This is a genomic window from Herbaspirillum sp. NPDC101396 (assembly GCF_044767365.1).
Classification (GTDB): domain Bacteria; phylum Pseudomonadota; class Gammaproteobacteria; order Burkholderiales; family Burkholderiaceae_D; genus Herbaspirillum.
Genome location: NZ_JBIWNT010000001.1, coordinates 373,314 through 396,520, shown reverse-complemented (window position 1 = coordinate 396,520; position 23,207 = coordinate 373,314). Strand labels below are relative to the sequence as shown.

23 protein-coding genes, 2 tRNA genes and 1 pseudogene are annotated in these 23,207 nt (G+C 56.6%); 2 read left to right on the top strand and 24 right to left on the bottom strand.

Annotation, left to right across the window (positions count from 1 at the left end; genetic code table 11):
• Positions 1-657: 657 nt before the first annotated feature.
• Positions 658-975 (top strand): annotated as a pseudogene (locus ACIROY_RS01855) (helix-turn-helix domain-containing protein); the annotation flags it as partial.
• 156 nt (positions 976-1,131) lie between these two features.
• Here the strand turns inward: ACIROY_RS01855 and ACIROY_RS01850 are convergent.
• From ACIROY_RS01850 to ACIROY_RS01780, 15 genes are all read right to left on the bottom strand, one after another.
• Positions 1,132-1,208 (bottom strand) — tRNA-Asp (locus tag ACIROY_RS01850).
• A gap of 26 nt (positions 1,209-1,234) precedes the next feature.
• Positions 1,235-1,310: transfer RNA gene (locus ACIROY_RS01845), tRNA-Val, on the bottom strand.
• Between the two features lie 50 nt (positions 1,311-1,360).
• Positions 1,361-1,633 carry an HU family DNA-binding protein gene (locus tag ACIROY_RS01840; RefSeq protein ID WP_402271808.1) on the bottom strand — a complete coding sequence of 91 codons (273 nt, stop codon included), beginning with the start codon at positions 1,631-1,633 and terminating at the stop codon, positions 1,361-1,363.
• Positions 1,634-1,945: 312 nt separating this feature from the next.
• On the bottom strand, positions 1,946-4,351 hold the full coding sequence (gene lon / locus ACIROY_RS01835; protein WP_402271810.1) for an endopeptidase La: 2,406 nt from the start codon (positions 4,349-4,351) through the stop codon (positions 1,946-1,948).
• Positions 4,352-4,648: 297 nt separating this feature from the next.
• The gene (clpX, locus tag ACIROY_RS01830) at positions 4,649-5,914 is read right to left on the bottom strand and encodes an ATP-dependent Clp protease ATP-binding subunit ClpX (RefSeq protein WP_402271812.1); all 1,266 of its coding nucleotides are present in this window, start codon (positions 5,912-5,914) and stop codon (positions 4,649-4,651) included.
• A 305-nt stretch (positions 5,915-6,219) separates the two neighbouring features.
• The gene (gene clpP / locus ACIROY_RS01825; RefSeq protein WP_402271814.1) at positions 6,220-6,846 is read right to left on the bottom strand and encodes an ATP-dependent Clp endopeptidase proteolytic subunit ClpP; all 627 of its coding nucleotides are present in this window, start codon (positions 6,844-6,846) and stop codon (positions 6,220-6,222) included.
• Positions 6,847-6,898: 52 nt separating this feature from the next.
• Complete coding sequence (gene tig / locus ACIROY_RS01820; protein ID WP_402271816.1) at positions 6,899-8,245, bottom strand: trigger factor; 1,347 nt, start codon at positions 8,243-8,245, stop codon at positions 6,899-6,901.
• 172 nt (positions 8,246-8,417) lie between these two features.
• On the bottom strand, positions 8,418-9,761 hold the full coding sequence (locus ACIROY_RS01815) for an amidase (RefSeq protein ID WP_402339204.1): 1,344 nt from the start codon (positions 9,759-9,761) through the stop codon (positions 8,418-8,420).
• Positions 9,762-9,764: 3 nt separating this feature from the next.
• Positions 9,765-10,247 (bottom strand): CreA family protein, encoded by a 483-nt coding sequence (locus ACIROY_RS01810; RefSeq protein ID WP_402271820.1) that lies wholly within the window; start codon positions 10,245-10,247, stop codon positions 9,765-9,767.
• A gap of 118 nt (positions 10,248-10,365) precedes the next feature.
• Positions 10,366-10,563 (bottom strand): DUF1653 domain-containing protein, encoded by a 198-nt coding sequence (locus ACIROY_RS01805; protein WP_402339202.1) that lies wholly within the window; start codon positions 10,561-10,563, stop codon positions 10,366-10,368.
• 208 nt (positions 10,564-10,771) lie between these two features.
• Entirely contained in the window at positions 10,772-11,638 is an 867-nt protein-coding gene (locus ACIROY_RS01800) for a DUF2971 domain-containing protein (RefSeq protein ID WP_402339200.1), read from the bottom strand.
• A gap of 191 nt (positions 11,639-11,829) precedes the next feature.
• On the bottom strand, positions 11,830-12,510 hold the full coding sequence (locus ACIROY_RS01795; RefSeq protein WP_402339198.1) for an SOS response-associated peptidase: 681 nt from the start codon (positions 12,508-12,510) through the stop codon (positions 11,830-11,832).
• Positions 12,507-12,761 carry a hypothetical protein gene (locus ACIROY_RS01790; RefSeq protein WP_402339196.1) on the bottom strand — a complete coding sequence of 85 codons (255 nt, stop codon included), beginning with the start codon at positions 12,759-12,761 and terminating at the stop codon, positions 12,507-12,509. The genes ACIROY_RS01795 and ACIROY_RS01790 overlap by 4 nt, the downstream gene beginning before the upstream one ends.
• Before the next feature lie 51 nt (positions 12,762-12,812).
• Positions 12,813-13,250, bottom strand: coding sequence for a hypothetical protein (locus ACIROY_RS01785; protein ID WP_402339194.1), 438 nt, complete (start codon positions 13,248-13,250; stop codon positions 12,813-12,815).
• 12 nt (positions 13,251-13,262) lie between these two features.
• The gene (locus ACIROY_RS01780) at positions 13,263-13,499 is read right to left on the bottom strand and encodes a hypothetical protein (protein ID WP_402339192.1); all 237 of its coding nucleotides are present in this window, start codon (positions 13,497-13,499) and stop codon (positions 13,263-13,265) included.
• A 92-nt stretch (positions 13,500-13,591) separates the two neighbouring features.
• Between ACIROY_RS01780 and ACIROY_RS01775 the strand changes: the two genes are divergently transcribed.
• Positions 13,592-14,140 (top strand): hypothetical protein, encoded by a 549-nt coding sequence (locus ACIROY_RS01775; protein WP_402339190.1) that lies wholly within the window; start codon positions 13,592-13,594, stop codon positions 14,138-14,140.
• Here the strand turns inward: ACIROY_RS01775 and ACIROY_RS01770 are convergent.
• The 9 genes from ACIROY_RS01770 to ACIROY_RS01730 all read right to left on the bottom strand — a co-directional run bounded on the left by ACIROY_RS01770 (position 14,137) and on the right by ACIROY_RS01730 (position 23,196).
• Positions 14,137-14,925, bottom strand: coding sequence for a DNA adenine methylase (locus tag ACIROY_RS01770; RefSeq protein WP_402339188.1), 789 nt, complete (start codon positions 14,923-14,925; stop codon positions 14,137-14,139). The genes ACIROY_RS01775 and ACIROY_RS01770 overlap by 4 nt on opposite strands.
• 131 nt (positions 14,926-15,056) lie before the next feature.
• On the bottom strand, positions 15,057-15,581 hold the full coding sequence (locus ACIROY_RS01765) for a hypothetical protein (RefSeq protein ID WP_402339186.1): 525 nt from the start codon (positions 15,579-15,581) through the stop codon (positions 15,057-15,059).
• Positions 15,578-16,288, bottom strand: a complete 711-nt coding sequence (locus ACIROY_RS01760; protein ID WP_402339184.1) for a glycoside hydrolase family 19 protein — start codon at positions 16,286-16,288, stop codon at positions 15,578-15,580. Before ACIROY_RS01760 ends, ACIROY_RS01765 begins: the two co-directional genes overlap by 4 nt.
• Positions 16,285-16,671 carry a phage holin family protein gene (locus tag ACIROY_RS01755; RefSeq protein WP_402339182.1) on the bottom strand — a complete coding sequence of 129 codons (387 nt, stop codon included), beginning with the start codon at positions 16,669-16,671 and terminating at the stop codon, positions 16,285-16,287. The genes ACIROY_RS01760 and ACIROY_RS01755 overlap by 4 nt, the downstream gene beginning before the upstream one ends.
• Positions 16,661-17,056 (bottom strand): putative holin, encoded by a 396-nt coding sequence (locus ACIROY_RS01750; protein WP_402339180.1) that lies wholly within the window; start codon positions 17,054-17,056, stop codon positions 16,661-16,663. The genes ACIROY_RS01755 and ACIROY_RS01750 overlap by 11 nt, the downstream gene beginning before the upstream one ends.
• Before the next feature lie 61 nt (positions 17,057-17,117).
• Complete coding sequence (locus ACIROY_RS01745; RefSeq protein ID WP_402339178.1) at positions 17,118-17,480, bottom strand: hypothetical protein; 363 nt, start codon at positions 17,478-17,480, stop codon at positions 17,118-17,120.
• A 3-nt stretch (positions 17,481-17,483) separates the two neighbouring features.
• Positions 17,484-19,424, bottom strand: coding sequence for a LamG-like jellyroll fold domain-containing protein (locus tag ACIROY_RS01740; RefSeq protein WP_402339176.1), 1,941 nt, complete (start codon positions 19,422-19,424; stop codon positions 17,484-17,486).
• 11 nt (positions 19,425-19,435) lie between these two features.
• Positions 19,436-22,612: a host specificity protein J gene (locus tag ACIROY_RS01735; protein WP_402339175.1), complete on the bottom strand. Its 3,177-nt coding sequence runs from the start codon at positions 22,610-22,612 to the stop codon at positions 19,436-19,438.
• Positions 22,609-23,196, bottom strand: coding sequence for a tail assembly protein (locus tag ACIROY_RS01730; RefSeq protein ID WP_402339173.1), 588 nt, complete (start codon positions 23,194-23,196; stop codon positions 22,609-22,611). Before ACIROY_RS01730 ends, ACIROY_RS01735 begins: the two co-directional genes overlap by 4 nt.
• Positions 23,197-23,207: the final 11 nt, after the last annotated feature.

The window sequence follows — 23,207 nt, the reverse complement described above, 5'->3', positions numbered from 1 at the left end:
ATCGGGCGGTTGATATCGAACATAACGGATTGGGCTGCACGAACATAAAACTAATAAAGCACACACTGCAACTAGACTTTTAAACACAAATATCCCCCGATATAAATTGAATGACTTTTGAACATCGCCGAGGTGTTTATTCCCGGCCTACTCCGAAGACGAAGGGATGCAATGACTTGCAACAGGCCCCGTCCATTTTTCGTTCTCAACTCGAAAAAAAACTCACCACATCGAATAGCCCTTGATTGTTTGAAGTCACCTCTTATTGAGATGATCAATACGTACCAAAGAGAAGTTTTGCATGTTGCGTGATCACAAAATAAAAACAAAAAACCGTTAAAAGCCTGGGCTTGAAACGGTTTGAAAATGTTAGTTGCCGAGGCGGAATACTATCTTAAAAGAGAACGAAATGGGAGGGAGGGCTCCCAAAGATCACTCGAAAATAAAATGTGTATTTGCTTCGCTCCTCCCGCACTTAGAACCTACTTCGTAGTACATCATCGCATGGTTGAGCGAAGGGATCTCCGGTGTTAGTCTGGCAAACCAATAAATGTAGATTTGCATCGAAAACTGACCCACTTTGCTGGGAATTTTGCATCGAAAATTGACCCACGTTTGAGACACAATCCTACCTAATGAATCAGGTAGGAGATTGGAGTGATCGACGTGGCATTACTAGGAATTATTCGGCGCTGGCACTTACGTGACCAGATATCGATAAGGGAGATCGCCAAGCGACTTGGCATCTCCAGGAACACCGTTAGACGCTATCTGCGCTCCGAAACTGTAGAGCCAGCATACGCTGACCGGCGTTCAGCCAGTGCTTTGGATGTGTACGCATTCAAACTATCTGCATGGCTTAAAACTGAATCCACCAGATCTCGAAAGCAAAAACGCAGCCTCAAGCAAATGCATGCGGACCTGCGTGTATTAGGATTTGAGGGTTCTTATGATCGCGTTGCCGCGTTCGCTAGGCAATGAAAAGTGGATCAATTGGAGAGGGTCAATTCTGCGAGCAAAGGGACATGTAGGTAGGTATACGCATTTGGCGGTCGAATGGACCACCCGAATGGATCACCTGAGAAAAGCGGAAATGAAAAAAGGCCTGATTTCTCAGGCCTTTCCATGTTTTGGCGGAGTGGACGGGACTCGAACCCGCGACCCCCGGCGTGACAGGCCGGTATTCTAACCAACTGAACTACCACTCCTAAATCGTTGCTGACCACTTGAGATTTGGTGGGTGCTGAGAGGCTCGAACTCCCGACCCGCGCCTTGTAAGGGCGCTGCTCTACCAACTGAGCTAAGCACCCGCACCTTAACCCCAAACAGTCTTTTATCGTCTGTCAACGACGAAAGACCGCTAGTTTAGCGCATCTTTCAAACCTTTGCCAGGTTTAAATTTTGGCACTTTGGCAGCCTTGATCTTGATTGCGGCCCCGGTGCGCGGGTTGCGGCCCGTGCGTGCGGCGCGCTTGCCGACAGAGAAGGTGCCGAAACCAACAAGAGTCACGGAACCGTTTTTCTTCAACGTGGTTTTCACTGCGCCGATCACGGCTTCCAGTGCACGCGCCGATGCCGCTTTCGAGATGTCGGCCTGCTTCGCAATATGATCGATCAATTCGGTTTTATTCACTTACGCCCCTCCAGACTAAAGATTGAACAAAGCTTCATTTCGTGACGCCTGCGACTTCGATTCGGTGAAGCCAAACAAGCATCACGGACCCAGCAGAAAAATCTGCAGAAGGTATTAAACAAGCCGCAAATCCTTGTGTCAAGCGGTTTACCGGGGTTTCATCCGGTTCCCGAAGCGCCGCTTTCGAAATGATGTAAAACGTTTATCTTTTTATTAACGACCGTCTGTGTTGATGTGGCGAGGCATAAAAAAAGGCGCTCCGGAGAGCGCCTTTTCATCACTGGCGACCGTGAGGCCGCCGCACGAATTACCTCAGTGCTTCACGACGTTGGGATCGTTCGATTCCTTCGGTGCGACTGCAACCACTGCGGCTTCCTCTTCGGTCAACGGAACCGGCTGGCTTTCCAGCGCGATTTCCAGGACCTTGTCGATCCAGCGCACCGGCACGATTTCCAACTTGTTCTTCACGTTATCGGGAATCTCAGTCAGATCCTTGACGTTTTGCTCAGGGATCAGGACCGTCTTGATGCCGCCGCGATGCGCCGCCAGCAGTTTTTCCTTCAGGCCGCCGATCGGCAATACTTCGCCGCGCAAGGTGATCTCGCCAGTCATCGCCACATCGGCGCGAACCGGGATACCGGTGAACACCGACACCATCGCCGTGGTCATCGCAATACCTGCCGATGGACCGTCTTTCGGCGTCGCGCCTTCGGGAACGTGAATATGGATGTCACGCTTCTCGAACACTTCGCTCTTGATGCCGAGCTTGCTGGCGCGACTGCGGACGACGGTGCGCGCCGCTTCAATCGATTCCTTCATCACGTCGCCCAAGGTGCCGGTGCGGATCACGCCGCCCTTGCCCGGCATCGTCACGGCTTCGATGGTCAGCAGATCGCCGCCCACTTCGGTCCATGCCAAGCCGACGACTTGACCAACTTGATTTTCCTTCTCGGCGATACCGAAGTCGAAACGACGCACGCCGAGGAATTTGTCCAGGTTGCGCGAAGTCACGGTGACCTTCTTTTCCTGCTTCTTCAGCAGCAGCATCTTCACGACCTTGCGGCAGATCTTCGACACTTCGCGTTCCAGCGAACGTACGCCGGCTTCACGGGTGTAGTAGCGGATGATGTCGCGCAGCGCCGACTCTGCCACACTGATCTCGCCCTCTTTCAGACCATTGTTCTTGATCTGTTTCGGCAGGAGGTAACGTTGTGCGATGCTGGTCTTTTCATCTTCGGTGTAACCCGACAGGCGAATCACTTCCATCCGGTCCAGCAGCGCCGGCGGGATGTTGAAGGAGTTCGACGTCGCCACGAACATTACATCCGACAAGTCGAAATCGACTTCGATGTAGTGATCGGAGAAGGTGTGGTTCTGTTCCGGATCCAGCACTTCCAACAGCGCCGACGATGGATCGCCGCGGAAATCCATGCCCAGCTTGTCGATTTCGTCGAGCAGGAATAATGGATTGCGCACGCCGACCTTGGACAGGCTTTGCAGAATCTTGCCTGGCATGGAGCCGATGTACGTACGGCGATGGCCGCGGATCTCGGCTTCGTCGCGTACACCGCCGAGCGCCATGCGCACGAACTTGCGGTTGGTCGCACGGGCGATCGATTGACCCAGCGAGGTCTTACCCACGCCCGGAGGACCGACGAAGCACAGGATCGGCGCTTTCAGCTTGTCGACGCGCTGTTGCACGGCGAGGTATTCCAGGATGCGTTCCTTGACCTTGTCGAGGCCGTAATGGTCGCCTTCAAGGACTTTCTCTGCATTCGGCAAGTCGTTGTTGACCTTGGACTTCTTCTTCCATGGCAAACCGACCAGCGTGTCGATGTAGTTGCGCACGACCGTGGCTTCGGCCGACATCGGCGACATCAGCTTGAGCTTGCGGAGTTCGGATTGCGCCTTTTCCAGCGCTTCCTTCGGCATCTTGGCGGAGAGAATCTTCTTCTCCAGCTCTTCCAGATCGGCGCCGTCTTCGCCTTCGCCCAGTTCCTTCTGGATGGCCTTGACCTGTTCGTTCAGGTAGTACTCGCGCTGCGACTTTTCCATCTGGCGCTTGACGCGGCCGCGGATGCGCTTTTCAACCTGCAGGATGTCCAGTTCGCCTTCCAGCTGGCCGAGCAGATGCTCATGGCGCTTGGCGACATTGAAGATTTCCAGGATCACCTGTTTTTGCTCGAGCTTGAGCGGCAGATGCGCAGCGATAGTGTCGGCCAGACGGCCGGCGTCATCGATGCCGGCCAGCGAGCTCAGGATCTCGGGCGGGATCTTCTTGTTAAGTTTGACGTACTGGTCGAACTGCTGAACGATGGTGCGGCGCATGGCTTCGACTTCAGCCTCGTCGCCCAGTTCGGATTCGACCGGCGTCAGATCGGCGACGAAATGCGTGTCCAGCTCGCTGATGTGATGGATGCGCGCGCGCTGTGCGCCTTCGACCAGGACCTTGACGGTGCCGTCGGGCAACTTCAGCATTTGCAGGATGTTGGCGACGCAGCCGATTTCGTAAATGTCATCAGCCGACGGCTCATCCTTGGCGGCGGCTTTCTGAGCGGCAAGCATGATGCTCTTGCCCTGCTCCATCGCGGCTTCCAGGGCCTTGATCGACTTGGGGCGTCCGACGAATAATGGGATCACCATATGCGGGAAGACAACAACATCCCGCAACGGCAACAGAGGCAATTGCGTTTGTTCTGTGAGAGTAGAAGTCGTCATGGCGAGCCTTATCAAAAGTTACTGTTAGTGATGTTGGCGCGAGCTGTTAAAACACAAGCCCAGATTGAAATAAAAACACGACAACTTTCGGGTAAAACCAGGTAAGTGCTGCGGTTGCTAAAAACAGAAAATGCCAAACAAACAATGAAATCTGAAACAAAAAAAGCCACACACGAAGTCGCCCTCGGGTGGCTTTACGATGGAAGCCTGAGTGATGTCTGCGGTTTATTGTACCGCTTTTAGTCCAGGCGAATCGGGCCGGCGATTTTTGTCGCCGGAGCCCGTTTCACAGGAGGATCAAGCGCCCGAAACCTTGGGCTGCTCGTGGTAGATCAGCAAAGGCTTGGCGCCGTTGGTGATGGTGTTTTCGTCAATCACCACCTTGGCGACGTTTTGCTGGCTTGGCAGTTCGTACATCACATCCAGCAGAGCGTGTTCAAGGATGGAGCGCAGGCCACGCGCGCCGGTCTTGCGGGCCAATGCTTTCTTGGCGATCGCCTGCAACGCGGCCGGGCGAATCTCGAGTTCCGCGCCTTCCATTTGCAGCAGCTTGGAATACTGCTTGATCAGCGCATTCTTCGGCTCCAGCAAAATCTGAATCAGTGCGTCTTCGTTCAATTCGTTGAGCGCGGCGATCACTGGCAAACGGCCGACCAGTTCAGGGATCAGGCCGAACTTGACCAGATCGTCCGGCTCCGCATGCAGCAGCACTTCGCTGGCGGTCTTTTGGGTCTGGCTCTTGACGTTGGCGCCGAAACCGATGCCGCTCTTCTCCGAACGCTCGGAAATAATCTTGGTCAGGCCGTCGAAAGCGCCGCCGCAGATGAACATGATGTTGGTCGTGTCGATCTGCACAAAATCCTGGTTCGGATGCTTGCGGCCGCCTTGCGGAGGCACCGACGCCATGGTGCCTTCGATCAGCTTCAGCAGCGCCTGCTGCACACCTTCGCCGGACACGTCGCGGGTAATTGACGGATTGTCGGACTTGCGCGAGATCTTGTCGATTTCATCGATGTAGACGATGCCCCTCTGGGCCTTCTCGACTTCGTAGTTGCAGTTCTGCAGCAGCTTCTGAATGATGTTCTCAACGTCTTCACCGACATAGCCGGCTTCGGTCAGCGTGGTCGCATCGGCGATCACGAACGGCACGTTGAGCATGCGCGCCAGCGTCTGCGCCAGCAAGGTCTTGCCGGAACCGGTCGGACCGACCAGCAGGATGTTGCTCTTGGCGAGTTCGACGTCATCCTTCTTGCCGAGATGCTTCAGGCGCTTGTAGTGGTTGTAGACAGCAACCGACAGAATGCGCTTGGCAGTCTGCTGACCGATCACGTACTGGTCGAGCAATTCGGAAATTTCCTGCGGCGTCGGCAGGTCGGATTTTGCACCGGCGACAGACTCAACGCTGGAAGCTTCGTCGCGAATGATGTCATTGCAAAGATCGATGCACTCGTCGCAAATGAAGACCGACGGACCTGCGATCAGTTTTTTGACTTCATGCTGGCTTTTGCCGCAAAACGAGCAATAAAGCAGCTTTTCGCCACTGGAAGATTTTTTCTCGGACATATAGGGCAAATGTGAATAGAGTTCGGCTTGATCATACCTGCGATTTCATGATTCGTCACGGAATCGCCATATTTGGAAGCCGGTAAAAACGAGCTTCCAGAGTACTCCATATGGGATCGCAGACAAAAAAAGCAATGAGACGGAAATCCGTCCCTAATCGCCGCATTGACAGCGCGCGTTGACAGAGTTGTACGATGATGCGCTGCAAAAGAAAAATGCCCGGACCGTAGTCCGGGCATTTTCTTGTTTTCTTGAAATGCAGCAATGCGACGCCGAATCGGCGACACACATGCGACAAATCCGAACTACGCGCGCTTTTCCAGCACCTGGTCGATCAGGCCATACTCCGCAGCGGCTTCCGCCGACATGAAGTTGTCACGATCGGTGTCCTTGCTGATCTGATCAATGGTGCGACCGGTCTTTTCAGCGAGGATGGCGTTCAGACGTTCACGCAGGTACAGGATTTCGCGTGCCTGGATTTCGATGTCCGACGCCTGGCCTTGCGCACCGCCCAGAGGCTGGTGAATCATGATGCGCGAGTTCGGCAACGAAAAACGCTTGCCCTTGGCGCCGGCGGCGAGCAGGAAAGCGCCCATCGAGGCTGCTAGGCCCGTGCACAGCGTGGAGACGTCCGGCTTGATGAATTGCATCGTGTCGAAAATCGCCATGCCGGCCGAGACCGAACCGCCCGGGGAGTTGATGTACAGCGAGATATCCTTGTCAGGATTTTCGCTCTCCAGGAACAGCAGCTGCGCCACCACCAGATTGGCGGTCGCATCATTGACCGGACCAACCAGGAAAATGATGCGCTCTTTCAGCAAACGCGAATAAATATCGTACGCACGCTCACCGCGACCGCTTTGCTCGATCACCATCGGCACCATGCCGAGCATTTCTGTATCCAGTGCAGACTGCCTAATCAAACCTGTCATGTGCATTCCTTATGCGTCGTAGTCTTCTCAGATGTTACCCGGGAAGGTCGGATTACGCTTGCGGCTGGTTGCCCATCAAGGCGTCAAACGCGACCGGTTTCTCGGAAACTTTGGATTTACCCAGCACGTAGTTGACGACGTTTTCTTCCAAAACAAGGGCTTCGACTTCAGCCAGACGGCGACGGTCGCTGAAGTAGTACTTCAGGACTTGTTGCGGGTCTTCGTAGCTTTGTGCGAAATCTTCGACTTGCGCCTTGACTTGTTCTTCGGTGGCTTCCAGCTTGTTGGTCTTGACGACTTCAGCCAGGATCAGGCCCAGACGAACACGACGTTCCGCTTGTGCAGTGAACAATTCGCGCGGCAGTTGCATGCCCTTTGGATCCATGCCGCGTTGCTGCATGTCCTGATGCGCCATTTCGATCAGGCGTTCGATGTCTTGCTCGACCAATGCCTTCGGCACTTCCAGCTCGCTGACCTTGATCAGGGCGTCCATGACGCTGTCCTTGGTCTTGGCCTTGGTGCGGGCAGCGACTTCACGTTCCAGGTTGCGCTTGATGTCTTCGCGCATCTTGGTCAGATCGCCGTCTTCGATGCCCAGCGACTTGGCGAATTCTGCGTCGACTTCCGGCAGATGCGCCCATTCCAGTTGCTTCAGCGTGATGGTGAATTCTGCAGTTTTGCCGGCCACGTCCTTGCCGTGGTAATCGGCAGGGAAAGCCAGTGGGAAAGTCTTCGACTCGCCGACCTTCAGGCCCAGTGTCGCTGTTTCGAATTCCGGCAGCATGCGGCCTTCGCCCAGCACGAACGGGAAAGCGTCAGCCTTGCCACCCTGGAATTCAACGCCGTCGATCTTGCCGACGAAGTCGACAGTGGCGCGGTCGCCGTTTTGTGCAACAGGCTCGCCGCCGTCGCCGTGCGCGCCTTGCTCGCCCTTGACGTGGTAGTGCACGCGTTGCTTGCGCAGGATGTCCAGGGTCTTGTCGATTTCAGTGTCGGAAACAGCCGATGTGGTCTTCTCGACTTCAGCCGAGGCCAGATCGCCGAGGACGACTTCAGGATAGATTTCAAATGTGGCGTCGAACGCCAACGAACCTTCAGCAACGCCTTCGCTGGTCTTTGGCTCGATCTTCGGGTAACCGGCAACGCGCAGGTTGTTTTCGACGGCGATGTCGTTGAATGCGCGACCGACCTTGTCGTTCAGCACTTCGGTTTCGACCTGGTAGCCGAACTGGGCGGCAACCATCTTCATCGGCACTTTGCCTGGACGGAAGCCTGGCGCCTTGGCTGTGCGCGCGCGCACTTTCAGGCGTTTTTCAACTTCAGCCTGCACGTCGGCCAGGGGGAATGTCAGGGTGATACGGCGCTCAAGTTTGCTCAGAGTTTCGACTGCAGTTGCCATGTGAATCGTCCAAAAATTAATAAATTCCGTGGTGCGGCCCGGAAAGAACAAGCGTGGAAACCATCGCTTTTTGCCCTGCCCGGCCGCGCTAAAGTCCGCTATTTTATACGGAAAAGATGCCCTTGCGCCAAAACGGCGAATCGGAGCTGATAAAAACCGCCAAAGACGCCGCTCAGCCTTGCCCGCCGTGCAAAAGCGCCTCGACCGTACGGCCGATGGCAAGCACCCGGGCATCAGCGCCGCGGTTGCCGCAAATACTGATGCCAACCGGCAACTTACTGTCGGACGGACAAGGCAAATTCAGCGCGCAACCGTCAAGGAAATTGATCACACTGGGATTGCGCAACACCAGCCCGTTGGTCGCGAAAAAGGTTTCATCGCTGTCTTGCAAAGGCTGCAACAGCGGCGGCACCACCGGCACAGTCGGCATCAGCCAGGCGTCGAACACCGCCAGACGGCGTTCGGCCTGGGCGATCATGCGCCGGCGCGCCGCCAGCAAATCGATGTAATCGGCCGCGCTTTGCTGCGCGCCGCGGCGGATACGCACCGCCACGCGCTGATCGTACTTGTCGCCGGCGCGTTCCAGCAAATTGCGATGCCAGGCCCAGGATTCCGCTGCGCTGAAGCCGCCGCCGGCATTGATCGACGGCAGTTCTTTCAATTCAGGGAAGGAAAAACGCTGGATCAATGCGCCCGCCTTTTGCAGGCGCGACAACGCCGCTTCGAATGCAGCGCGCACGGTATCGTCCATGCCATCGTTGACGAAATCTTCCGTCACACCGAAACGCAATCCGGCCAGCGGCACGGCATCGGTGACCAGAGTTTCGCCCGACAGGATGGCGTCCGCAATCACACAGCAATCGACGCTGCGCGTCAGCGGCCCGGCCGAATCCAGCGTGGTCGACAACGGCACCGCACCGTCCAGGCTGACGCGTCGCGCAGTCGGCTTGAAACCTGTCAGGCCGCAGAACGCCGAAGGAATGCGGATGGAACCACCGGTATCAGTGCCCAGCGCCATCACCGCCATGTCGCCCGCCACGCTGACTGCGCCGCCCGAGGTCGAACCGCCGGTGACACGTGTGCCATCCAGAAGATTGCGCGGCGTGCCGTAATGCGGATTCAGGCCCAGTCCGGAAAATGCGAACTCGCTCATGTTGGTGCGTCCCAGCAGGACTGCGCCGGCATGCCGCAGACGCGCCACGGCGGGCGCATCGGCCTGTGCCGCCGGCGCATCCGTCAGCGCCTTCGAACCGGCAGCCGTTACCTCGCCCTGGACGTCGAACAGATCCTTGATCGACACCGGCAAGCCTGCCAGCAGCGACGGGACATTGCCGGCGGCACGTGTGGCATCGCTGGCGCGCGCAGCGGCCAGGGCCTGGTCGGCGTCGACGCTGACATAGGCGGCACCGCCCTGCCCGCGATAAGCGACGATGCGCTCCAGCGCCTGTTCGACCAGTTTGACGCTGGTGGTTTGCCCTGCCTGCAATTCGGCTGCAAGAGCCCGGATGGTTTTCATGATTTATTTCACTGGAATGGGAGTGGACGTCGATACGGGGACGGCAGTGATGGCATTCATCGGACTACCGTCGATCAGCTTGTCGGAATACGTCAAATATACCAAGGTGTTGCGCTTCACATCGACCAGCCGCACGATGTGCAGGCGCTTGAACAGGATCGACATGCGCTCCGAAAATACATCTTCCTGCACCGGTACGGTTCCCTTGAAGGAAATCGACGCCGCCACCTGGCGGCAGGCGATCGAGGCCTCGGCCTTGTCCTCGGCCAGGCCGACGGTGCCCTTGACGCCGCCGGTGCGTGCGCGCGACACGTAGCAGGTCACGCCGACCACCTTCGGATCGTCATACGCTTCCACCGCGATGCGATCGTTCTTGCCGAGCCAGCGGAATGCCGTGCTGACGTCACCGAGTTCCTGCGCCGCGGCAGGCATGACGACGGCCGACAAGGACAGCGTGATCGCTGCCAGACATGAAAGCTTGCGCATGATTTTTCCTTTGCTATGGAGGTGAGGACGAGGCTGCGACATTAGCAGATATCGCGCGGCCTGCCCGATAGAAGAATGACTGAATTTTCCTGAATTGCGCAGCAAGCTTGGCCGAGGCCTAACCAGCGTCTGTCATTGCCGCAAAACGCGGCACGCGCTTGCCGTCGACTTCGATCATTTCATGAAACACCTCGCGCGGGCGGATCCAGACGGTGCCGTCGGCGGCGCGGTACACCACCATCGGCGTCAGGTCCGACTCCAGCGTCGCCTCATACAGGAATTCGTAAATGCCGCCCTTGTAATGCTGATAGCGCATGCCTGCTCCCGGTTGGATAAACATCACGTTGCAAATGAAAATCGCCCGGCGCATTGCGCGAACAAGTCAGCGCTGCGGAGCCGGGCGAACGGAAAAACAAAGGGAATGACTGGTGCGAGGGAGGGGAAACGCATTCGCATAAAAATCAAATACTTAAAACACTTCCGGGGAATTTTCGGGGAGCCACTTGACCTAGTTCCTTAGATATCTATTGGTATGAGGCGCTTGATTTTCGCACAATCACACTAGGAATATTAAGTGTCTCCAGCATTCTCATCACCGCTAATTCCGGCGCCGGATTTCTCGGCCCAATGATCACCTCGCGAATCGGGTTGAGCGCGCCATCATCGGAAAAATCGATGTCCAAAAAGGGAACTGGAATGCCTCGTTTCATCACGAACGAGATTGGCTGGTCGACATACGGCTTGGTAAAAGCAACTCCACCTGAATCCTCTAACTTTATACTCTCACCATGCAGGGAGTGTGAGATGACATGCAGCTGCCGGACCTCATTTTCCTCCTTGAACGCAGGATTTTTATAAGCAGCCAAGTCGTTCGCAAAGTGAGAGCAAGCCGTCCGAAACGCCAGTTTGTATTCTTTTTCGATATCCGCACGTCCGAACTCGTCAAACAACGATTGAATATGTTGACGGATTTCATTGTGCTGCACCTGGGCATCGTATTCCACATTCACGGTACGCGCCGGCATGTGAGCAATCTTTTGCGCATCGAAGCCAATCGCATACCCTGCTCCGTCTTGAGAATACGCACGCCATTGGCTTAATACGTCGCCATCTTTGGAAAAACACGCCGCTAGAGGACAAACAATAGCGCCAAAACCCTGAACTGCTTCAACCATCGTTTTAACAAACTGTTCCCCCATGGCCGTCTCGAACGTTGCCGCAATCCGAGAAAACATGTCAAGCCCCCAACGACGTTCGAGGAAGTCGTTCATTCCATACAGGTCGCTGTATCTGAGTCGCTTCGTTTGACAGATGATCAAAAACGTCTCTGGAGAACAATAGTGGTAAAGAGTTGATGGTTGCTGGAACGAATACTCTCTTGCTTTTATCATGGCCGCCTTAGTGGGTGTCGCATTGATTTTATATTATTTTTTCGCACCATCGACGGGAGTAGAGTCGTTAGACTCGAACCAAAAAGACCGGGTAACGTAGGGTATTCGATGGGCTTGCGCCATAGTGCGGCCCCTCGAATCAATACCCTCAAATACCCAAATTCTTCCCCGGATTCTTCCCTGAGCGCCCTCTACAGCAATACCTCTTGCTGCGGCTTTCCGTCGTAACCCTTCGCCGCTGGCCGCGCCTTCATGAGCTCAGCTGGATATAGGGTCAGCATCGAGCGCGCCACCTGCGGATCACGGCAGCTCAACCAATCCCCATATGATTCCCGAGGCACAATCACCAGGCTGCGCTTCTCGGCACCAGGCTTGTGGAACCGCTTCATCAACTGGTGCTCGGCAGCTTCAACCGTGATCTGCGTGAATGAGAAAGAAAACGCCCCATTCTCTTCCTCCCAGGCACGCCAAAGGCCGGCAACACAAAAGGGCTCATCGTCAGCCATGCCAATGGCGTAGCGCTCAGCCTTCCCCGATTCATAGCTCGGCTCGTAGAAGCACTTGGTAGGGAGTAGGCACCGCTGCCCTTCGCGCCAGGCCTTTGCATAGGATCTGAGTTCGCCAATGGTCTCGGCGCGCGCGTTCATAGTGCTGTAGCGTTTCGACTTCGGCGGCAGCTTGCGTTTTGGGATCATGCCGTAAGTGCCCAGGATCAGTTGCGGCACGCCGTCGACATTGCGTACCAGCGGCGCGGAATAATCCTGCCAGACCTCTGGCGGCCAGCCCTGCGGCAACAGATCACCTTCAAGGAGCGCGTCGAGCATTTCCCGGATCTGCTCGTCATCGGCCGGCTCGTAGTCGACGCACATCATGCATCTCCAGAATTTAACCGGGCGGCCATCAGCTCGTGAGCCTCGGCCGCGTCCAGGTCGATGATCGTTGGGCGCCCCGCCGCCATGTTTCTGCCCATGTTGACCGCCGCAAGCAGCAGGTTGCGAAACTTGTCGTGGTTACGAACCGTTTCTGGCCAGCTTTCGTCTGGCGCCGCCATGACGGTGAATTCCCGCGTGCCCAACTCACGGAATGCCCAGTTCACCAGGACGTCGCCCAGATCCTCTTCCATCTCACACCTCCTGCGGAAAAACGTATGATGCCATTCCGCTGAAAAAATTTCTTACCCTGCGGAATCAAACACCGGCAGCACCTTCCACATCTGACAATACTCGATCCGCTCACTGTCTCTGGTGCTGATCTGCCGCCCTCTGACAAAAATGCCGGCAGCGGTCGCCTTCACGATGACCGGATCGAATATCGGGGTCAGCACTTTCGGCTGAAACATTATGCCGGGCGCGACCGGCGCGTTCAATTCGGCGATGTGCACCACGTAGCCAGGCCCTGTCGTACTGGGGCGCATCTCCGTGTCAATCACTAACCGGCCTCTCACTGGCGCGACCGCTTTCCGCTCCTCCACGCTGAGCCGGATTCCGTCGCGGTAGAGAACGAAAACATCCACCAAGATTCCTGGCTCGCTCGGCTGAACTGAGTCTTTCGGACTTCCAGGGTACTTGCCCATGAAGTTGCCAGCAGCGGGATGACTAGATTTTTCAGTCATGGCGCATCCTGGTTATTGCGCTGCCGACTCATTTTTTAACCGGATGTGCATCTTCTCGATGCCGGCATGAATACCGCCACCCACGACCAGCGCAGCCGGAAGTATGGTCTCGATCTCGATCCGGTCCATCCGGAGCAAACTGCGTAGCCGTCTGACCTCCCAGAGCAGCTCCAACACTTCCGGCGACGGATCATTTTGGGCAAGCTCTTTCAATCGAGGCAATAGCAGTGGAAATGGGGCAGTTGCCATGGCAGCACACTAATACTGTATAAAAACACAGTATATACCAATTCCCCCTTCCCTCCGCTACCATCCTTTTTCGACACACAATTCAAATATCCATGTCCACCCCTCCATTCTGGCCCGCTACGCTGGTCGACTATGCTCAGATCCTGAGCGCCATCGCAACTGCGGCCGCAGTTATAGTCTCGCTCTACATCGCTACAAGGCAACAAAGCGAGCGCCTGAAGCTTGATCTCGGCGACTTACTGGTGTTCGAAAGCAACACGTCAATGAGGGGAAAGAATATGCAGGTCACCGGGCTCGCCTACCACCTCGACATCGTCAATGTCGGGCCGATACCCGTGACACTGCAATTTGTCTCGCTTGCCAGTGGAGGATGGTTTGGGCGACAGGGCGAGATGGCCGCAATCTTGTTTCTTCGCGTCGTAAGCGACACGGAGCCAGAGGAAGAGAGAATTCAGTTCGGGCAAGACCTCTCCTTCCGGATATCAATGGACAAAGCGACAGCCATAGGCATCACATCCGTGTGGGCAGCAAAGCAAATGTTTTTTGAGGTGGAAACCACAACCGGAAGGCGCTTTCGGCGGCGCCTGACGTGGAAAATGGCGAAGCATCTTGCTAATTATCGACGCTTCGCGCAGGATTAAAACAAGCCGGCCGGCTCTGCCGCGCGGTCCCAGCTATAAATAATTAACTCCGTCCTGGCCACGGCCTTACCCCCGCCGCCAACCTGATAGTCAATTCCGACCTCCTCCATCTGAAAACCGGCAAACACACGCCGAATCTCCGGATGATCGTTGATACTCAGAATGGCTTTCCCCTTCATGGATTTCATCAGGCCGGCCATGCGCTCGTACTGTTCCAAGCCGAAGTCCACGCCGTATCCTGCTGTCTCCCAATACGGCGGGTCCATGTAGAAAAACGTGTGCGGCCGGTCATAAGTCTCAATGCACTTTGCCCAATCACGGTTCTCAATGTACGTCGATGCTAGGCGCAAATGTGCTGCAGACAAATTTTCCTCGATGCGCAACAGGTTGACGGGCGGCGCCGTTGTCGCCGTTCCCCACGTCTGGCCGTCGACCTTGCCGCCAAAACAGTGCTGCTGCAGATAGAAGAACCGGGCAGCACGCTGAATATCGGTCAGCGTCTCGGTCGGCGTATCCTGCAGCCACTTGAATACCTGTCGGCTCGACAACGCATACTTGAATTGCCGGACAAATTCCTCAAGGTGATTCTTGACCACCCGATAGAGATTAATCAGCTCGCCGTTGACGTCGTTAATCACCTCCACCTCCGCCGGCGGTCGCAAGAAATACAGCGCAGCGCCGCCGGCGAAAACCTCGACGTAGCATTTGTGCTGCGGGAAGCGTGGGATAAGAGTATCGGCTAGACGACGCTTGCCGCCGAGCCAAGGAATAATTGGTGTTCCCATAGTGAATCTTTCGGTTGTGCTAGGATACGCCCGCCTCGCGAGGTGGCAGTGCCCTGGCTTGATTCACTGGTCGCATCAGTGGATTGAGGCCCGATTGGATTGTTAGCGCAATCCGATCGGGCGCCCTGTCTTTATTGTTGTTGCGGCGCTGGCGCCATGCCGTTGCTGTCAATGAAGGCCTGCGCCGCACGTGCGGTTGCCGCGACCTCCTCCATCTCCAGGATTAATGACTTAACAGCGCGGTCCACTTCTTCTGGAAGTAACCGGCCGGTGGTATTGGTTTCATTGCCGCCGCCGGCGCTGTCGGCTTCGGTCGGTCGGGCAGGTTCGGCACCGTCGCACCAGGAGGCGCCGAGACGCAGGCGCTCAGAACTGCGCAGATCAGCGCGCACTTTATCCATTTCATCGTCATACCCCTTCTGAATGTTTGCCGATCGCAGCGCCTGTTCAACAGCCTGCGCGCGGTTCTGCTCTCGCCGCAGCTCGAGCGCCGCTTCGTTTGCGAGTTTGTTTCGCTGATTCTGCAAGTCCCATTTGCCTTGTATCCTCCCGGCGCCGTGAAGATCGCAGCCCAAGCAAAGTGCGACAATGACCAGGATCCACCAGCACCAGCTCGGCACGACACCGAGCAACGCCTTGATAGCGCCCCACGTCATAGCAACTCCTTCCGCGCCAGATTGAAGTGCGTAAGGCGAGCCGCGTAACCAATGGCGTCGCCGACCTTCTGAGTTTTGCGGCCGATATTGAGGACATCGCAGACGCCGTCGAAATCGCCGGCATCGGCAAACTTAGCCATGCCGTTCACGCTCCAGTACCAACCGGCCGACCGCATAGCACCCTCGGGCGTACGCAGCCAGTCACCAACCTGATGCAACGGGATTCCGAAGTAAGCGGCACATTGCGCGTGGCCATCATGAAACGTGCACATGAAGCCGCCCGCGCCACGGAACATCCAGCCGTCGCCGCTAGCCTCATCCCCATTACCGCCACGATTGGCGTAAACGTTGTTGGCGATCGCGACCGCGTTACGGTCAAGGCATTTAGCCAGGTCGTTGGGCGCGTTACGCAGCCGCGTCGGCAGATCGGACACCGCAGCAGCCGGCGTGACCTTGACGTAGTTGCCGGCGCCGTCCTTTTGGGCGTAGCGACTCGGCCATGTGTTGGCCAGGCCATCCGCGCTGTAGTTCAGGTTTTCGTCGAGCCTGGCCAGCTGGTTCGTTTCCACCGCGATCTGCGGAATGAACATCGCACGGTGAAGCGGCGCCAGAATGCCAAACTCCTGCATGGCGGCGTTCAACGGCTCCAAAAACAACAATGCCCGCTTGGCGGCGGGCATGATGACTTGCAATTGCTGCACGTTCATAGTTTCGTCTCCTTTGAAACGGTCGGATTGCGTCGCGCTGGAAACTGCCCTGAGACCCGCACCGCAAACTGCGCGCTGGGCGCCGTCATCAGGAAGCGGGCGATATTGCCCTTGGCATAAAAGACAGCCAGCAGCACGGCGGCATTGACTGCTAAGTCGGACCAGTCGACGGGCGACAAATACTCGCCCGTCAGTATTCGAATCGCCGTCCAGCCGTACGCGACCAGCAGCAGATACGCGACGAGGGACATATGCACCTTGTGGCGCGCATGCTTCTTTCGGTAGAACATCAGCCGCATAACGATCAGCAGCGACATCACCAGTTGAGCAAGCAGCAAGACGCGCTGTAAGCCGATGTGCGGCGCAGGAAGGTCAATCATCATTTTTTGGTCCTCTCATTCGGCTCAGCAGCGAGCCGAGGTTGATCATAAAATCGGCAAAATTTATATTGCCGGCCCAATCCAGCCCCTTATTCAGGATCGTCACCACCAATGTCGCCGCAATCAGCGATGCCACGCTCCGATCATGAATTGCTACCAGGCGCATCAATTCAGGCGACGTCAGGTAGCCGGCGACCATCGACACGATGAAATACAGGGCGCGCGCGATCACCGCCATATCCTTCGACCGCAGGACAAATACTGCCGCCCCTGCAAAAGCGCCAATGAGCGCCGCCCCGTCCAGTCCGGCCAAGATGGTCACGGCGCTGACGCTACCCACCATCAAGAACCCTGCTGCCGTCGACGACGAAGTAATTGGTTCCGGCATTGCTCCCCCAAGAAAAGAAAAAGCCACCTGAAGGTGGCATGATTATTGTTTGTGCAGACGTCTACACAAACGTCGCGGCAGAACGGAAAAGGTTGTCTACGTCGACGTCTGATAGCCCAACCGCAGCCGCCAGTAGAGCAACGAACTGGCTGCCACGCTCTACGGAAGCCGCGAATTCCCACGCAAGCTGCGTTTCAACACTGCCAGCCGCAACGGCCGCGTTGACCGCATCCAACTTCCCAACTGCAAGCAGCGCGCGGCGAGCCTGGAGCGGAGTGACCGTTTGCGGCACGGGTGCAAGTGCAGCAATCCACGCGGCCCCGTTCCATCGGAAATCAGGCGCCGGACGGACTGGCACCTCAATCTCTCCTGGCTGCTGGTCGCCGCAGTTATAAATTCCTGTTTGAATGTTGAAAAATGGCATGGCTTAAAACCCCCTGTTTGCGACGATACGACCGTAGGTGGCCGAGAGATAGGTGTTGTTAGCGACGAACCGAGGAATGCTGTCCGTTTCGATCGCTATGGTGTTTCGAGTTGGATTTGCCGTCCAAGCGCCACCGACTGCTGCTGAACCGCCGACGTAGAGATTCAGCATCCAGTCGCCTGCTACCGCGCCTGCTGCGTCTGCGGATCCCCACGAGCGCTGCACCAGTGGCGTCACCCCTATGTTGTGATTTTTAGTATGTAGCGCTGATGTTGAAAGTGGAAACCACCCGCTGTCGTATTGTCCGCGCATTGCATAGCTGACGATGCTGGATATAGAGCCGACCCCGCCCGTCGCCTCGCCAACGTAGAGTCGATTTATATTGGCAAACGATGGATTCACGCCAGCTGTGGTTGAAGCACCCGCCACCTTGTACATCTTCATTTCAGCGATGTTGAAGAAGTCACTTGCGTACCCCACGGCGGTGATGCTAGGAGCGCTAGGTGGCAGCGAGTGGGTCGAACCTGCAGGATGCTGACAATAAGGAAGGAACTCGAAATTATCGATGTAGCCGGCCCAGTAAGAGATCCCCGTGAAATCTGCACCAACATACAGGTTCGTGAAAGGACAGATGCGCAAGCCCGAGGTAATCGTTTGGTCGATCACACCATTCACGTAGACAAAATACTTGCCTGCCACGGCATCAAAGGTCAGTTCGATCGTATAAAACTGGCCTACCACTAAGGTAGCGCTGCCGAGCGTGCCGCTAGCAATATCAAACGATGCCCCCGAGCTCGACAGACTTACTTTGGTTTTTCCTGCGGTTGTGATCTGCACCGATGCGCCATAACTCCCGGCATTGGCTGCGCTGAACAAGCCCCGCGCCGACGACAAATCCGTTAAGTAGCCATCCGCACGGAGCGTCCAACCACCGTTGCCAAGCGTCGTGATACCGCTGCACCTGACGTAATCCGACGAGCCATTCAGTGCGTTGCTGGCCCCGGCACCGCCCAGCGCTGCACTTCCGAACTTCTTCTGTGTTGTCTGGATCTTGGCATTCCCCTGCGCCGACCAAACATTACCGAAATCATCAAAAAACACCGTCGAACCAGACGCGCCCTCGAACTGAAGAAGAGCCTGTGCCGCCTTGTTGTAGGATTGTCCATACTGCACGGGCGCAAGTGACTTTCCCCACGTGACAGCTGTCGGTGATACATAGTCCGCATACACGTAGGTCACGTTGCTAGCCGCGAGCGCCGATACAACGCCGCTGACGTCCGCCGTCAGCCTGGTCAAATAGTTAACCTCACCAGTTGCATCAAATCCACCAGCGAACGAGAGCACCAGCGGCACGGTCGCAGCTGCCAAATTCAACGACAAGCCGCTCCCTGCCGCAATAAAGTTGGAATACCCGCTTCCATCGGCCTGTCCGCTGAGCACCGTCTGGCGCACTGTGGATTTCCCGGTACTGATAATCGGCACAGGATTCAGCAGCTCCAGCTTACCGGTGCTTGCTCGGTAACGAACCGTCGCCGGCCATTTGTCAAGATAGGCGCCGAGTGGCAACGGACCGCCATCCGCGGCGACAATCGTCATTGTAGGGAGCGCGTCCACCGTCAACGTCGGCGCGGCGACGGTGTTGGCTCCGGAGCAGCGAACGTGAAACTCCATCATATCCACCATCGCCAACAGGGTCGGCGTCATGGCGATCGCCATCGCATCCCCCGTTCCTGACGCAATCGCAGATACCGATTTTGCTGCCTGAACATCTGCGTCTGCCGGGACCCCCAATGCAGTGCGTGCTGCAGCCTTGTCTGCGCTGTCGATGCCGAGCAGATCTGCCAGAAAGTCACGAATGCTCCCCAGCGCGGCCTTCATTTCCGCCACAGAGGTAGCGGGCGTTTTACTGCCATCGAGCACGTTTTTGTTTGGTAAAAGTGACATGATTCCCCTTCTTAATAACCTTGAATGGATGCGTCGACCACGCCTGCGACAGCGGCGCCGACGACGTTGAAACACTGGACCATCGGTCCGATACTGCTGTTCTTGTCGAGATACTTGACGCTGGCCGCGGTGCCGCCGTCCGCCTGCAGGGTCAACTGCACATTCTTCACAGCCAGGTAAGACTTACTCAGTGGCAGGCGCGTACCAGCTGCCGCAATCGGAATGTCATTGAGTTTCTCCTCAATGTCCGGCACGTCAATCACCGCGCGACAGGATCCAATAAAGCCCTCAACGGCCCCCTGCCCGATGGAAAAGCGGAACTGGTACTGCACCGGCTGCACGATTACGGATCCCGGCCAGTTCTGATAAATGGCGTTGGCACCGTAAAATGGCACCCCATCATCTCCATAGAACATCTGCGCGTCGTCGGCCGGGAAGAACGGCTCCCCGCCCGAAAGCCTGTATTCGATCAACTTGGTGCTGCCGAGCATGTCCAAGTCCAGCGTCATCTTTACCCCGGTGGCCACCGTGGACGGCGTGAAAACGATCGTCTCGTATCCCATCGCCTGGTAGTTGTCAGTAAAGAAATCCGTCTCCCCATCTGCCGCGTAGAAATCAGCGACATCGCTGCGATAGAACACGCTGGTCCCGAGGGCATGCAGTGAGCCGCCGACCAGTTCAGCGCCGGCGATATCACCCGGATAGCCCATCGCCTGGAAGTCAAAGTCTTCCACGACGTTCGCCACCAGCGCATCGCCAAACGCCGAAAGGATCACTGCCGGCGATGCCGAGAAGATTCCGGACTTATTCACCGCCTTGATCATCAGCGTGATCTGCCCAGTCGGCCGATTTAATGCCTGGTAAGGGCTACCAACCAGCACACCGGTATGCAAGGGATTGGCATCACCCCAACTGGTGTTCTGACCGTAGTGGTACCTGATCACGTAACCGGATAACTCGGCATCTGTGACCGGGCCCCACGACAGCACGTCGCCGTCCATGAAGAACCAAGGCACGTCCGGCGGCGGCCCTGCGTTGCCATTCAACGGCGTCGGCTCAGTTGAAATAGGAATGGATGCGACATCGATGCTGTTGAAAGCCCGAACGCGGGCCTGGTACTTCCCAGCGTAGATCCCTGCGACTTCGGCACTGAGCGATCCTGAACGCGGAAGCATCACCCACTCGCCCGAGTCACGCCGCCATTCGGCGACATAGGTGATTGCCTTTTCCGCCGCGTCCCACGCAATAGTCAATGTGGTCGAGCGCGATCCACCCGCCACAGTGTCATAGCTGGACACCCGCAGGTTCGTCACGGGCGGCTGAAACCGCATCGGAATGACGCTGGCCGGCCGCGGCGCAATTACCGTCCCATTGTCAACAAAGGCAAACTTACCAGGCTCGTGCTGAAGCGCGGATATCTCGAAGGTAAGCCCTTCCTTGATCGCGACCGACACAACCTTGTACGTCGGCGCAATCAGATCGATGTTATCAACCGACCATACCGATTGCGACTCAGGCACCTCCGAGAACGCCTCCGCGACGGTCACGTCATCGCCGTCAACCTGAAAGACCGTCCTCGTTTCCGAAATGGCACTGGGCAAGATCACGGTCAGGGCATCGCCGACAACCACAACCGGCGCCTTGTCCAACGTGACGATATTGCCGTTCACGGCCCGAATTCGCCCCCCGTTACGGCGCCCCATCTTTTTAGGATCGGCCACACGAATGATCTGGCCCGGCGCAGCGATAGCGCCATCCAACCCGACAGTAAATGTGATCGTCTCAGTTTCAAGCCGCGAAGACGCCAGCGCCCAACGACCTGCCCTCTGGGCCTGGCCCTGTGATGTGCAACCGAAGGCCGTGAGTTCCATCGGCCTATAACCGTAACGCTCTATCCCATCAGGATCCTCGACATACTCATTTTTGGCGCGATAGAAGTCGCTCGGGTCGTTCCAGCTGACAAGCGCCGTCGTGTAGCGCGTCCGCCTGCTACTCCCGATTCGGCCGAATTTTCCACCCACCACGTTCGCGGCCGTATAGACAAACATCGGATCACCAGGCATGTCCGCAGCGGCGACAACCTGTCCACCTCCCCAAAAACTAATACCGCGGAAAATCGAGGCGAAGTCCTGAAGGACACGATATCCCTGCTCCTGCTTTTGGATATAGACATTGCAGGTAAAGCGTGGCTCGGACCCGCCTTTTCCATTTGGCACCGGCTCGTCGCAGTAGCGGCCAATCTTGTACAACTCCCATTTATCAAGCTGCGACTCCGTCAGGCGCTGTCCCGCCCCATAGCGACGATGAAGGACCAAGTCGTAATACACCCAGGCCGGGTTGTCAGTCCACGCCGGCTTGAATGTGCCGTCCCAATTTCCATCATAGGTGCGCGACACTGGATCGTAGTTCGATGGCACGCGAATGATGCGCAAGAACATGTCATACGACCGGTTCGGCACCGCCTGGAACTGCGAGGAGTCAACCATCAGGCCCATAAGTGCTGACATTGGGCACCGCAGCTTGGCGTCGATCACTTCGGTGTAAGACTCAACAATTGTCGTATCCGCTACCCGCGCGCTGTTCGCGTTGGGCGTCAATCGCCGCACGCGCACCTGCCAGCCGGTGACAGTGGCGCGCGGTAAATTGATGCGATGGCTGCGGGAATACTTGGTCGTCGTCTTGCCGTCAAACGCTGCGTTGACCTTGGTGACAAACGCACCACCATCAGTCGACACCTCAATCACGTACTCGATGCGATAGCCGTTGACGTTGCCGTTCGAGTTATCAGTCTCACTCTCCTGCGGCACCGATAGCCGCACGCGAACCGCCGACAGCTGGAGATTGGTCAATCCCCGCGTCCAAGGGGTGTCTGACTTGAGCTCGGTTGAAACTGCGAGCTCATTCTCCACCGACGGGAAACCCGGTATGTAGGTCTGATCTTGCGTCCCAGGCCGAAATTCGTATTGAAATCCCGAAAAATTGTAGGAGCCGTCAGGATTCTGAAGTGGCGTCTCATTGAGGAAAATTGACTGCGCGCCGTTGGCCAGGCCAACAATCGGCCCCTCGCAGATAAGATCCAGCACGCGTGCATACGAGATGCTACGCAAGCTATCCGGCGCCTCGACCGCAGAGGAGCCGTCTTCGCCCCCTTTGCCGCCGCCGCCGCCAAATCCGACTAACCCTCTCATGCTTGGTCCTCTGCAAAAATTCCGGCTGATACCACTGCTGAGCCGCACATAAATCGCCCATATCCTATCGGGACGGGATTGCCTTGCGCGCTAGTGTTTACCGGCCCGTTGAAGTTATAGGATGCGGCGTTGTCAGCCCGGTCCTGAGTAGAAGTTCCGGATTTCTGAGGAGACAGCATCTGCACCGCGCCGCCGATCATCATCGCGAAACCAAACTGGATGACGGGAGTGCCCGCGCCTGGAGCGAAATAGTTGATGATGGCACCAACCACGACCAAAACCGCCCCCACAATCGTCTGCAATGCACCGCCTCGCTTACTACCCTGAAGAACGGGAGCAATGCGAATCTCTGCATGACCAGGTGGATCATCCAACTGCTCTGTAGTCACGTTTTGCTTACCAAGGAAAACGGAGTAAACAACACCACGAGCCCGCGCCGTCATCAGCTCCCGCTCGAACCCTGGAATCAACACACATAAAGCACGGATTGCCTCCCGAGCATTGCGAACCGCCAGCTCATGGACGCGGCCAAACCGGCTTCCCAATTTGCCGTAAAGACGGATCGTTCGCAGTCGATTGCTCATAAACCTCTCCT

Excerpts from the sequence above, each read along its gene's own strand:
- ACIROY_RS01795 (WP_402339198.1), bottom strand. The coding sequence starts at position 12,510 with ATGATGTGCGTCGACTACGAGCCGGCCGATGACGAGCAGATCCGGGAA.
- ACIROY_RS01815 (WP_402339204.1), bottom strand. The coding sequence starts at position 9,761 with ATGAAAACCATCCGGGCTCTTGCAGCCGAATTGCAGGCAGGGCAAACC.
- ACIROY_RS01740 (WP_402339176.1), bottom strand. The coding sequence starts at position 19,424 with ATGTCACTTTTACCAAACAAAAACGTGCTCGATGGCAGTAAAACGCCC.
- tig (WP_402271816.1), bottom strand. The coding sequence starts at position 8,245 with ATGGCAACTGCAGTCGAAACTCTGAGCAAACTTGAGCGCCGTATCACC.
- lon (WP_402271810.1), bottom strand. The coding sequence starts at position 4,351 with ATGACGACTTCTACTCTCACAGAACAAACGCAATTGCCTCTGTTGCCG.
- ACIROY_RS01775 (WP_402339190.1), top strand. The coding sequence starts at position 13,592 with ATGTCCACCCCTCCATTCTGGCCCGCTACGCTGGTCGACTATGCTCAG.
- ACIROY_RS01800 (WP_402339200.1), bottom strand. The coding sequence starts at position 11,638 with ATGATAAAAGCAAGAGAGTATTCGTTCCAGCAACCATCAACTCTTTAC.
- ACIROY_RS01810 (WP_402271820.1), bottom strand. The coding sequence starts at position 10,247 with ATGCGCAAGCTTTCATGTCTGGCAGCGATCACGCTGTCCTTGTCGGCC.
- ACIROY_RS01780 (WP_402339192.1), bottom strand. The coding sequence starts at position 13,499 with ATGGCAACTGCCCCATTTCCACTGCTATTGCCTCGATTGAAAGAGCTT.
- ACIROY_RS01765 (WP_402339186.1), bottom strand. The coding sequence starts at position 15,581 with ATGACGTGGGGCGCTATCAAGGCGTTGCTCGGTGTCGTGCCGAGCTGG.
- ACIROY_RS01785 (WP_402339194.1), bottom strand. The coding sequence starts at position 13,250 with ATGACTGAAAAATCTAGTCATCCCGCTGCTGGCAACTTCATGGGCAAG.
- ACIROY_RS01745 (WP_402339178.1), bottom strand. The coding sequence starts at position 17,480 with ATGCCATTTTTCAACATTCAAACAGGAATTTATAACTGCGGCGACCAG.
- ACIROY_RS01750 (WP_402339180.1), bottom strand. The coding sequence starts at position 17,056 with ATGCCGGAACCAATTACTTCGTCGTCGACGGCAGCAGGGTTCTTGATG.
- ACIROY_RS01805 (WP_402339202.1), bottom strand. The coding sequence starts at position 10,563 with ATGCGCTATCAGCATTACAAGGGCGGCATTTACGAATTCCTGTATGAG.
- ACIROY_RS01735 (WP_402339175.1), bottom strand. The coding sequence starts at position 22,612 with ATGAGAGGGTTAGTCGGATTTGGCGGCGGCGGCGGCAAAGGGGGCGAA.
- clpX (WP_402271812.1), bottom strand. The coding sequence starts at position 5,914 with ATGTCCGAGAAAAAATCTTCCAGTGGCGAAAAGCTGCTTTATTGCTCG.
- ACIROY_RS01770 (WP_402339188.1), bottom strand. The coding sequence starts at position 14,925 with ATGGGAACACCAATTATTCCTTGGCTCGGCGGCAAGCGTCGTCTAGCC.
- clpP (WP_402271814.1), bottom strand. The coding sequence starts at position 6,846 with ATGACAGGTTTGATTAGGCAGTCTGCACTGGATACAGAAATGCTCGGC.
- ACIROY_RS01730 (WP_402339173.1), bottom strand. The coding sequence starts at position 23,196 with ATGAGCAATCGACTGCGAACGATCCGTCTTTACGGCAAATTGGGAAGC.
- ACIROY_RS01790 (WP_402339196.1), bottom strand. The coding sequence starts at position 12,761 with ATGGAAGAGGATCTGGGCGACGTCCTGGTGAACTGGGCATTCCGTGAG.
- ACIROY_RS01755 (WP_402339182.1), bottom strand. The coding sequence starts at position 16,671 with ATGATGATTGACCTTCCTGCGCCGCACATCGGCTTACAGCGCGTCTTG.
- ACIROY_RS01760 (WP_402339184.1), bottom strand. The coding sequence starts at position 16,288 with ATGAACGTGCAGCAATTGCAAGTCATCATGCCCGCCGCCAAGCGGGCA.